The sequence below is a fragment of the Methanocalculus sp. genome, assembly GCF_030651615.1.
In the GTDB taxonomy this organism is placed as follows: domain Archaea; phylum Halobacteriota; class Methanomicrobia; order Methanomicrobiales; family Methanocorpusculaceae; genus Methanocalculus.
Genome location: NZ_JAUSCG010000109.1, coordinates 1 through 10,445, shown reverse-complemented (window position 1 = coordinate 10,445; position 10,445 = coordinate 1). Strand labels below are relative to the sequence as shown.

Here is a 10,445-nt window from a genome sequence, read left to right as displayed (position 1 = left end):
AAGACCTGATCCGCAGAAAGGGTAAAATCACCCTGCCGATAGGAGAGAGACTCTGCTGAAAGCTCCATTTCATATCCTCTTTACTGTTCCATGAGAGAGTTCTATCACCTGATCAGTTGCCTTTACAATCTCCCGGTACTGGCTGCTCTGGAGGAGATACTTAGGAGGATCTGATCGTATCGCCTCCTGCACCTGCCGGGCGGTCTCCCTGTCAAGATGAGAGTCTGCCTCATCTATGACAAGGAGGAGCGGATCAGTTACAATGGCACATGCAAGAGCAACCAACACCTTCTCTCCTCCTGAGAGAGAACGGGTGGTCCGCGATAAGAGTGGTGTGATCTGAAGTCTCTCTGCGATTATTGCAGTTCGCAGATTAATCTCATCCATCGGCCTCCGCCGGAATCTGAGGGGAGCTGCAATCTCATCAAATACTCGTTCAAAGAGAATATTTCTATCAGGAAACTCAGATACCCATCCGACCTCGGTTTCCCGTGGCAGCATACCGTCAATTCTGACCGATCCCATGTCAGGAGTGATCAGACCAGCACAGATTGAGAGGAGGGTGGTCTTACCCGAACCATTCGGTCCGAGTACTGTTGTCACTCCTTCCTTAAGTGAGAGGTCTGATAGTGCCAGGATACGATGGTGAAGATTGGTGATGCGAATCATGCGACTCTTTTTCCAATGATGAGTGCTGCAGCAGCCTTCAGGATATCGCCAGGGATATAGGGGATAACTCCGATCATAACCGCAGCGGCAAACGGCATTCCTGTAGAGAGAGCAAGCCATGCCGATCCAAAAGCATAGATGATAAGACTTGCAAGGGCGACACCGGCAATACCTGCATAAACAGATCTCTTTTCTAGGAAGAGACCGGCGATCAGGGCTGCGGGGAGAAATCCGATTATATATCCTCCGGTGGGGCCGAGCAACACCCCGATACCGGCCGTTCCATTATGAAAGATCGGTAGATTGCAGAGGCCAAGGAGTATAAACAGACCCACAGGAAGGACTGCGTAACGTTTCATCACCACTGCTGCCAGCAGAATAAAGAGTGTCTGGAGCGTAAATGGCACAAGAGGAAGGAATGGAATCGCAATTGAGATCCAGCCTCCAAGCGCAATCAATGTGGTGAAGGTAGCTGTCTTTGTCAGAACTCGTGAGTACTCAATATTACCATACATCGTCAACCCGATCATAGTTTGCAGGTTGACAATAAAAAAATGGTGGTATTATTAGAGGATGTGGCAATCTCCGGCGATTACCCGCTCAATCTTACCATTATCCTTTCTGATAATCAGAGCGCCATGATCATCGATATCTATCGCCTCACCTTCGAAGGTCTTCTTCAGGGTTCTGATCTCCACCCTGTGTTCAAGTGTGCAGGAGAGACTCTTCCATTCACGTGTTAAAGCCTCATATTCATTCTTTTCAACAAGGGTATAGCGCCGTTCAAACTCAGTCAGGAGACGCGCGAGGAACTTTGCCCGATCGACCTCATATCCCAGTTCCTCTGAGATTGAAGTGACCTCACGGTTTAGAACCGGCATAAGTTCCGCTACAGAGACATTTACATCAATTCCAATGCTGAGGAGGCAATAGTGGATGACATCAGCTTCAGCAGAGAGCTCAAGATGCATTCCGGCAACTTTTTTATCACCAATAAAGATGTCGTTTGGCCATTTGATCAATGCCCCGATATCATACTCTTTCCGTATGGCCCGTGCAACCGCAACCGATGCAGCCATCATGATCATGAATGCGCTTGATATCGGGATCGATGGTCTGATGACAATCGTCGTCCAGATGCCGCCAAACGGCGATGCCCATGAGCGTCCGAGCCGACCGATTCCACCAGTCTGCTCTTCTGCAATGATCACAAGCCCATCTCCTGCATCCCGCTCGATCTCCCGGATCATCTGTTTGCCAAGCCAGATTGTTGATGGTGTGCTTGCAACATAGTGGATGTCAGATCCGATCCTCTTCGTCCTGAGATGTCGTTTGATCTCATAGGGGAGAAGTTTTGTAGTCCTCTGTATGAGATGATACCCCTCTTTTGGGGATGCCTCTATCTCATAACCGAGGTGACGTAGCTCTTCGATATGCTTCCAGACAGCAGATCTGCTGATGCCAAGCTCTTCACTTATCTTTTCTCCAGAGATTTTTTCCTCATGACGGTCAAGGATCTTCAGAACGTTAAACGCTGCACTTGTCATCGCGATTACCTTTTTGCACTGCTCTGTTCGGTTACTATTGGGCAGGGATCTGCCCCACATACCTGACGAAGAATAAATGACTGATGTTCCATGAGTGTTGCCAGGTCAAAGATGCCGGTTATATCAACAACTCCGATTGCACCGATTGCTTCTCCTTCATTATCACGAATTGGAGCAACAACGACGGGAATACCTTTGTATGGCCCCTCAGTCGGTCTTTTTTTTATCAGATGATTCATTGCGACTGCCTCTTCAAGAACCGGTCCATTGTAGGCTCTGTCTATCACCTTTCCCTCTTCGATCCGGATACCAGGTTTGTCTGCAGACTTAGCAGTCATAGGAAGACCTGAAAGAATAGAATGAATTGTCATCAGGATCGGTTCGAGATCATCGGCAGAAGAATCCCGGGCAATGGTATATCGATGCATAATGGAACCCTAACATCCATAACTGTTCCAGCTAAAAGAAGTTTTCCCTTCTGCATGAACAGAAGGTTGCAAGAAATGCTCTGGATGGGTATTCATGCGCTGTTGTCAGAACCACGCGGCCGGAGCCGACAGCCTCATCGATGAGAACAGGATGCCCATCTTGTGTTACTGCAACAGCATCTCCTTCATAATCGGTGAAGTATCCGTCACATTCGAAGGCATCCAGATCATACCCCTCAAAGAGTATGGTCGATTGCCCCTCTCTTCTGATGATGAGAGGCTGCGGACCATAATGAAAATGGTAGCGAACGGTAAAAGGGAGCCAGTCATAACAGTCAGGTACAGCACCACCTCCTCCAAAGACGATGATCTGTCCACCAGATCTGATGAAACGCTCCATACGGCTCTTTGTTGCACGGAGGGCTGGGAGGACGCGTGAGTAGTCTTTGTTAGCAAAACCGGTCGGGATAATGAGTGTGCCAAATGAGCCGCGATAGAATGGGGCTGCAAGCAGGTGCGGCGTCACAAGCTCACATGATCCGACACAGTCTTCCACCAGTCGCTGAAACATGAGTTTATCTTCCCATATAAGGGCGGGAGATCCCCCGTTCATCCTTTGATCACCCCAAGAGGCATCAATTGCACAACGATCCGCGAGAGCCCTGCTTCATGAACAACGCGTACCACCTCATCGCTTGACTTGTACATTTCAGGGGCCTCTTCTGCAATAGCATCACCTGAGGGTGCTTTTACTATAATACCACGTTTTTTAAGCTCTGAAGAGATTGCGGCTCCCCGCACGGATTTCTTTGCATCCTTCCTGCTGCTCACCCGTCCTGCTCCATGGCAGGTACTTCCGAATGTCTTCATCATCGCAGTCTCAGTCCCCGCAAGCAGGTACGATGCAGTCCCCATGCTGCCGGGTATAATCACGGGCTGGCCGGTCTTCCGGTAGATGTCAGGTAGTTCAGGCCGTCCTGGCCCAAAAGCCCTGGTTGCTCCTTTACGATGGACGCAGACACGCTGGAGCTTTTCATTGACTGTATGCTCCTCCCATTTTGCAACATTATGTGCAACATCATAGATGAGTGGCATCTCCTTATACGCAATCCCAAAAGCCGACTCAAAGAGGATTCGTACCTGATGAGTGATGATCTGGCGATTGGCCCATGCATAGTTAGCTGCAGCTGCCATAGCACCAAAATAGGCATTTCCTTCGGGAGATGTGAGGGGGGCGCAGGCAAGCTGTCTATCCGAGAGTTTGATTCCATATCGTGTCGATGCCTTTTCAAGACTTTTTAAATGGTCAGTACAGACCTGATGGCCAAGGCCTCGTGATCCACAATGGATCATGCAGCAGACGGTTCCTTCTTCGATGCCAAAGGTCTTTGCCGTCTCTTCATCACGGATATCAGATACCACCTGAAGCTCCAGAAAATGGTTTCCCGAACCGAGCGTGCCGCACTGGGGGATGCCCCTTTTTCGGGCTTTTTCACTCACTCCATCCGGGAAAGCCTCTTTCATGAATCCACCCTCTTCACACCGGACAGCATCTTCGGCAATGCCATATCCTTCTTTGATCGCCCATGTGGATCCGAGGGCAAGGATATCATCAAGTGCTGACCCTGAGAGGCGAAAAGCTCCTTTTGAGCCGACACCTGTCGGGACACTCTCATAGAGCTTCTGTATGATCGATTCACGGTCTCCAAGATCCCTGAGTCTCAGCGGGGTTGTTATCAGCCTGACACCGCAGTTAATGTCAAATCCAACTCCGCCAGGTGATATTACCCCCTCCTCTTCAGAAAAAGCTGCTACACCACCGATTGGAAATCCATATCCCCAGTGAATATCAGGCATACCAAAAGCGTGTCCGATTATTCCGGGAAGTGTGGCAACATTCGCAAGTTGCCGTGCCGCCCCCTCTTCAAGGGTAACACCAAGTTCGTCTGAGAGAAAAAGCCTCCCGGATACCCTCATATCCGGAATGTATCCGACAGGAACCTCCCATTCATGCATCCCGACCTTGTTGATTCCTTGCAGCATCTGTTACACCTCATATGTCAAAGATGATCTCACAGTTAAATTCTGCCCCTTCCTGTCGTATGAAGAGTCCTGAGTATGAGACTCCTTTGATCTCTCTCCCGCCACCATGCCGGTTTCGTTCGAATGGTTCACCACGGATCAATCCTGTAAGACCGCCTTTTGTAAACTGAACAGTCGTTTCACAGACGACAAATGACTCAACCTCAGATATGAAGAGTAGTTCGGAGAGGAACTCCCAGAGGAGCTCTTCTGCGTTTTCTCCATCCACCAGAACGATCTTCTCTGACCGGATGCTGCACTCACCAGGATACAGAATCCCAAACATTGCATTTGCAGCAGAGATAAAGAGCTCTTCCCTGCTCTTAGCCAAAACCCGTATCCTTACGTCCGCAGTATGTTCAAGTTCCTCAAAACTCATCGGAATATCCATGGCCGGAGTACCGTGGGACCATCTGCATATTAATCGTCTGAATCCATTTCACTTGATATCGTGAGACATAAAGGACATGATCTCCGACAGATATGCGGATATCTGTGGATTTCGGGCTTTTAATTGAGACTGGAAGGAGGATAGGACCTCCACAGGATGTACATACCCGAAAGTCGCACCCTCGCTCATGGATATACGCCCTCACATCGTCATTGATCGTGATCTCTGGCGTCTCTGTTGTATCTCCAAACGGTCTCCTCATGTATCTGATTAATGGGAAGGGGTTGAATAAAAATGGTTCTGTTGTGATAGGTTTCAAAAGAAGGTGGGATTATACTAAATCGTAGATACGATACGTGTCATAATCTCAAGATACTGTTCTTTTACCTCATAGACACCGGTTGATCCTTCAGGATTTTTCCGGACATGAAGAATACCAATTCTTGATGCAATAGTCCCAACCATGGATGCAACTGCTTTGATACTGATACTAAAACGTTCGTTTAATCGAGCATGGATATCGGCGATTGTAAGTGAGCGAATGCGTATGAAAATAGTGAGCAACTCTTTTCGAATGCCTGATTTATCTCTGGAAAGATACGCCTTTAAGCGTTCTTCGATCTCCTTTTTAATCTCCCCCGGTGAGAGCATACAGAGATTACAGCGCCGCATATATATATACCTTTTGTTTTTTTGATCATGATGAATTTTTGACGATTCCGCTATCAGATGCCAAAGAAGACCCTCTTTTGATATTAGGACATGATTATGCCGCACATAGAATAACGTCTATACTCATCTTATTTTGTCTAAGGTCGGTATTTTGGAGTTATTTATCCGGGAGTGTAAACAATGTAGAAAAAAATGTTGATACTACCATTCTATGTGACGATGGATACTCCTCTCATAATAACAATGGATCTTCTATATATCTTATTATTATTGTGATGATCGAAGAGAGTTGTATATCAATAAATAATGGTTAAATTCTCTAAAAAAGCATTTTGCCATTTTTTTGGGAAGCTAATAAAACGGGAAGAATCAGGCGCGCTTTATACTCATGTCACCTGGATTCTGGTAGTATCGGTTAATAGTGTCAATTTCCTGGAGAGAAATGGATCTATAGATAATAAAGACAGTATGATGTGTGTATGTCTCAATCCTTTTGAATGGGCAAAGTTGTTATGCCAGAGAGTTTACCTGAGACAATGACGAACGGTTGATGTAATCCACATCACTTTTGAATCGGAGGTGATCATAATTCACGATGAAGTCTGTACAATATGTGGGAGGAAGGCTGTCGGATGCCAGATCTATGGGTGTTGCGGGTCATATGTCTGCTTTGAACATGCAGATAAACATCTGCAGAACCTCCGTCCGGGTGAGAAACTGGATCTGGGCGCATGCTACTTTCTCAGGTTCCCTGAATAAGCCGCTATTGAGCTCCATCCTTTCATTTTACAGGTGCTGGCATATGGTTCTGCTTAGTCGCCAATCCGGCAGGAAGTGATCCTAAATTCTGAAAGTGATCGTTACAGACGGATACAATCTCTCTTCTTCACAACGAGTTATACTGTAAGCCTCCGCTTCATCAACTTCAGGGCAATCAGGAAGAATAACGCTCCCACTCCGATGACCCATAGAATATTGTATAAAATGAGCGGGGAAAACTCTCCAAATGTAATTGCGCGGTTGACGCTTACAACATTCGCAAGCGGAAGAAATCCAAATGCAAAGTACTGGAGTGTCTGGGGAAGTATGGATATGGGGAAGAACGTCCCTGAGAAGAGGAACATCGGGGTAATGAAGAGAAATGCAGGATAGTTGAGTGCATCGATACCCGGTGTGATGGCTGTGAAGCAGATACCAATCGCCGCAAAGAGGAGACCCGCCGGGATCGCAAACGGGATAAGAAGAAGCGATGTCGGCATATCAATAACCCCAAAGAGGAAGAGAACCGGAATCATAAGGGTTGCATAGATTGTGCTTCTGGTCGCCCCCCAGAGAATCTCACCTGTGATCACATCTTCTATTGAGAGAGGAGTTGCGATCATCGCATCAAATGTCTTCTGATAGTACATCCTGACATAGCTTGAGTAGGTGCATTCAAAGAAGGATGAGTACATCACCGATATTGAAACGAGGGCGGGTGCGATGAAGACAGGATAGGAGATTCCGTCCACTTCCTGAATTAGGGCGCCGACACCATACCCAAGAGCAAGAAGATAAAGGACCGGCTCAACGAAAGGGGGGATAAAGTTGACCTGGTATGTCTTCATGAATGCATCCATATTCCGCCGCCATACCGCAATCGATCCCCGTGAGATCTCTGAAAGTCCAAAATATGCCATTATTCACTCCCGTAATGTCCGGCCGGTAAGCTTCAGAAAGACATCTTCCAGGGTCGCTCTCCGGACGGTGACATTCTCAAGGCGACACGACTCCATCAGGGCAGATACGATCTTCTGAGGTGTTCCTGTCTGCACCTGAATGATATCTCCAAAGGTCTCAAAGACGACACCAGCAGTTTCAAGACATGCAATGACATCAGGCGTTGCATTCGCTTCAACGATATCGGTTCCTGCATGTTCTCTTACAAGCTCTTTTGGACTCCCTTCAACGAGAATCTTCCCCTGATCCATAATGACGAGTCTGTCACAGAGGCGTGCCGCCTCATCCAGATAGTGAGTTGTCATCACCAGCGTGCACCCAGTCGATCTGAGATGACGGAGCTTCTCCCAGATGAGGTGTCGTGCCTGTGGATCAAGACCGATTGTCGGTTCATCCAGGATGAGGAGTTCGGGATTATTCATCAGAGCTCTGGCAATAATGAGGCGGCGCTTCATCCCGCCGGACAGAGTCTCGACAGGAACATCTCTCTTCTCTGATAACTGCATAAAGTCAAGGAGTTCATCTGCCCGCTCCTCAGCCAGTCTCTTTTGAATCCCAAAATAACGCGCATAAACCGTGAGATTCATAAATGCAGAGAAGTCAGGATCATGGTTGTTCTCCTGCGGAACAACACCGAGTCTCTGTTTAATCTCTCGTGGATGTGATTCTGCATCCATTCCAAAGACGAAAAGATCACCACTCGTTCTTCTGGAGACGCAATGAACCATCTTCATTACCGTCGTCTTCCCGGCACCATTTGGGCCAAGAAAACCAAAAATCTCACCCTCATAAACAGAAAAATTGATCCCATCGACTGCAACAAGGTTGCCGAACCTCTTCCGAAGCGCTGTTGCAGAGATTACATCCATCATATCCTTCTATCCTTTCAGGTTTTTACCATATTATTCATAACTTTGGCAATGACAATTATGATCGTCTCATATGTGTGTGTGTTCATAGTACCTGGTAGAGTTTAATCATCTTCTATCTGATCCAGGGAGTAATTATGAGTTGGCAGGATATTGCAATTACGGTCATCACGTTCCTCTTGGCGGTCATGCTCATTCCCCAGCTTCAGGATGTCATGCAGCGTGGTGCGGTCATGAATTTCTTTACAGCGAGTTTTACAAGTCTTCTCGCATATATCCTCTGTCTGGTCTTTGCCTCTCTTGGACTCTGGATCTCTGTCATAGGGCAATCCACCGTTGCAACGCTATGGCTGCTTCTCGCGTTCTTCTCCATCAGAAATGTCAGGAATAGCCAATATCCCGACGATTCGCTCTTCTTTGTTGCCTGTGACTTTTTCAGCATCTGGATGATGGGAACTACCTTTGCGATTACCAGTTTTGCACAGAGGCTTTTCAAAAAGTCAGATTAACTCTTCGTTCCCCGTGCAAGTGATATAACAACACCGATGAGGCAGAGACAAGCATATATAATAAATGCCATTCTTTGTGCAAGTATAAGCTCTGCTGCCTGTTTTGTTCCTATCTCAACCGCACCAATGAATACCGTGAAGAGGAAGAGGGTGATACCCATCGATAAGGCCATTCCAAGCAGTCGCATCGTTGCAACCGTTCCTGAGGCAACCCCATATTCAGTCTGACTCACCGATCCCATCACTGCATTGGTATTTGGAGAAGAGAAGAGGGCAAATCCAAATCCAAGGAATAGAAGTGCCAGAATGATGACAGGAATTGAAGTATCAGCTGATATCCCGGCAAGAACAATCAGGCCAAGTGCATTCAGGCCCATACCTGCTGATGCGATAAACTTAGGCTCAATCCTGTCAGAGAGTCTCCCAGCGTATGGGGAGAAGAGTGCCTGCATCAATGGCTGGCTCACAAGGATTAAACCTGCACTTTTCGGATCAAATCCTTTCACTATCTGAAGGTAAAGACTCAGGAGAAACGCAATTGCAAAGGTTGCACTATAGTTGATCAATGCCGCTATATTTGAGAAAGTGAAAACACGGTTCTTTCGGAAGATTCGTACATCAAATACCGGGAAATCTGTCCTGCTCTCATGTCCGAGAAAGATCGGAAGGAGTAAAAACGAGAGGAGGAGAGAGAGTACACCTTCAGTCCGGGTGATAGATGTCATCCCAAAGATACCAAAGAAGACAACACCTGAATAGAGCAGAGCCCCGACGAGATCAAATGGGTGAGGATCGGGGTCAGCCCAGTCTTCACGAATATAATGGGTTACTGCATACATGATAATGATACATAACGGGACAAGGATGAGGAATATACTACGCCATCCGAGGTAATGGGTGAGAAAACCGCCGATTACCGGACCTAACGAGAGGCCTGCATAGACGCCGGTTACATTGATCCCAAGTGCACGCCCGCGTTCCTCTCTTGGAAATACCGATGAGACGATCGCTACAGATGTTCCGAAGATACATGCACTCCCGATCCCCTGAATGCCTCTGAGCGCTATCAGAACAAGGAATGATGGTGAGAATGGGATAAGAAAAGACGAAACTCCAATAATGACAATCCCGGAGATAAAGACCTTCTTCCTCCCATAGATATCACTGATCTTTCCAAGAGGTATCAGGAACATCGCCGAAGATAAGAGATAGATCGTCGGGATCCAGCCGATCAGGATTGCATCAGCTGAGAACTCGACTGCGATCTGAGGGAGGGCGAGGTTTACCATCGAGCCGATGAAAGGTGTCAGAAATGATCCTAATGTGGAAATTATCAGGATGATTCTGAGCCATGATCGGGTCTGTGGTGAGTTCTCTCCCATCTTATCATAATATATTTTAACTCTTCAATTATTAATCTATCTAAATGAAACGAACCACACCTTTATATATTCCCTACGATAACATTACTATAATGCGTGGTGGATGTTTTTTCGCCGGTGAATGCTTTTATCACCTGTAGCGTCGCATCTGTTCTTTTCGCAGACATTCTTCTGAAA

14 protein-coding genes are annotated in these 10,445 nt (G+C 47.1%); 2 read left to right on the top strand and 12 right to left on the bottom strand.

The window, feature by feature from the left end; genetic code table 11:
• Nucleotides 1-69: 69 nt before the first annotated feature.
• The 9 genes from Q7V06_RS04820 to Q7V06_RS04780 form a co-directional block, all read right to left on the bottom strand.
• Entirely contained in the window at nt 70-669 is a 600-nt protein-coding gene (locus Q7V06_RS04820) for an ATP-binding cassette domain-containing protein (RefSeq protein WP_304838915.1), read from the bottom strand.
• Nucleotides 666-1,184: a biotin transporter BioY gene (locus tag Q7V06_RS04815; RefSeq protein ID WP_304838912.1), complete on the bottom strand. Its 519-nt coding sequence runs from the start codon at nt 1,182-1,184 to the stop codon at nt 666-668. The genes Q7V06_RS04820 and Q7V06_RS04815 overlap by 4 nt, the downstream gene beginning before the upstream one ends.
• Before the next feature lie 51 nt (nt 1,185-1,235).
• Nucleotides 1,236-2,216: a biotin--[acetyl-CoA-carboxylase] ligase gene (locus Q7V06_RS04810; RefSeq protein WP_304838909.1), complete on the bottom strand. Its 981-nt coding sequence runs from the start codon at nt 2,214-2,216 to the stop codon at nt 1,236-1,238.
• 5 nt (nt 2,217-2,221) lie between these two features.
• Nucleotides 2,222-2,644, bottom strand: a complete 423-nt coding sequence (locus Q7V06_RS04805; protein ID WP_304838906.1) for a DUF2111 domain-containing protein — start codon at nt 2,642-2,644, stop codon at nt 2,222-2,224.
• Between the two features lie 31 nt (nt 2,645-2,675).
• Complete coding sequence (locus Q7V06_RS04800; protein ID WP_304838903.1) at nt 2,676-3,257, bottom strand: hypothetical protein; 582 nt, start codon at nt 3,255-3,257, stop codon at nt 2,676-2,678.
• Nucleotides 3,254-4,687: an RtcB family protein gene (locus tag Q7V06_RS04795; protein ID WP_304838900.1), complete on the bottom strand. Its 1,434-nt coding sequence runs from the start codon at nt 4,685-4,687 to the stop codon at nt 3,254-3,256. The genes Q7V06_RS04800 and Q7V06_RS04795 overlap by 4 nt, the downstream gene beginning before the upstream one ends.
• A 10-nt stretch (nt 4,688-4,697) precedes the next feature.
• A complete protein-coding gene (locus tag Q7V06_RS04790) occupies nt 4,698-5,105 on the bottom strand; it encodes an archease (protein ID WP_304838897.1) in 408 nt (135 codons plus the stop codon).
• On the bottom strand, nt 5,095-5,379 hold the full coding sequence (locus Q7V06_RS04785) for a hypothetical protein (RefSeq protein ID WP_304838894.1): 285 nt from the start codon (nt 5,377-5,379) through the stop codon (nt 5,095-5,097). Before Q7V06_RS04785 ends, Q7V06_RS04790 begins: the two co-directional genes overlap by 11 nt.
• 74 nt (nt 5,380-5,453) lie before the next feature.
• A complete protein-coding gene (locus Q7V06_RS04780; RefSeq protein WP_304838891.1) occupies nt 5,454-5,768 on the bottom strand; it encodes a DUF2551 domain-containing protein in 315 nt (104 codons plus the stop codon).
• A gap of 600 nt (nt 5,769-6,368) precedes the next feature.
• Here Q7V06_RS04780 and Q7V06_RS04775 point away from each other — a divergent pair.
• Nucleotides 6,369-6,548, top strand: a complete 180-nt coding sequence (locus Q7V06_RS04775; RefSeq protein WP_304838888.1) for a hypothetical protein — start codon at nt 6,369-6,371, stop codon at nt 6,546-6,548.
• A 137-nt stretch (nt 6,549-6,685) separates the two neighbouring features.
• Here the strand turns inward: Q7V06_RS04775 and Q7V06_RS04770 are convergent, their stop codons facing one another.
• Both Q7V06_RS04770 and Q7V06_RS04765 read right to left on the bottom strand, forming a co-directional pair.
• Nucleotides 6,686-7,468, bottom strand: a complete 783-nt coding sequence (locus tag Q7V06_RS04770; protein ID WP_304838886.1) for an ABC transporter permease — start codon at nt 7,466-7,468, stop codon at nt 6,686-6,688.
• A gap of 3 nt (nt 7,469-7,471) precedes the next feature.
• Nucleotides 7,472-8,380: an ABC transporter ATP-binding protein gene (locus Q7V06_RS04765; RefSeq protein ID WP_304838883.1), complete on the bottom strand. Its 909-nt coding sequence runs from the start codon at nt 8,378-8,380 to the stop codon at nt 7,472-7,474.
• Nucleotides 8,381-8,514: 134 nt separating this feature from the next.
• Between Q7V06_RS04765 and Q7V06_RS04760 the strand changes: the two genes are divergently transcribed.
• The gene (locus Q7V06_RS04760) at nt 8,515-8,886 is read left to right on the top strand and encodes a hypothetical protein (protein WP_304838880.1); all 372 of its coding nucleotides are present in this window, start codon (nt 8,515-8,517) and stop codon (nt 8,884-8,886) included.
• On the opposite strand, the gene Q7V06_RS04755 is transcribed toward Q7V06_RS04760, so the two are convergent.
• On the bottom strand, nt 8,883-10,268 hold the full coding sequence (locus Q7V06_RS04755) for an MFS transporter (protein WP_304838877.1): 1,386 nt from the start codon (nt 10,266-10,268) through the stop codon (nt 8,883-8,885). The two genes, Q7V06_RS04760 and Q7V06_RS04755, sit on opposite strands and share 4 nt — an antisense overlap.
• Nucleotides 10,269-10,445 lie beyond the last annotated feature (177 nt).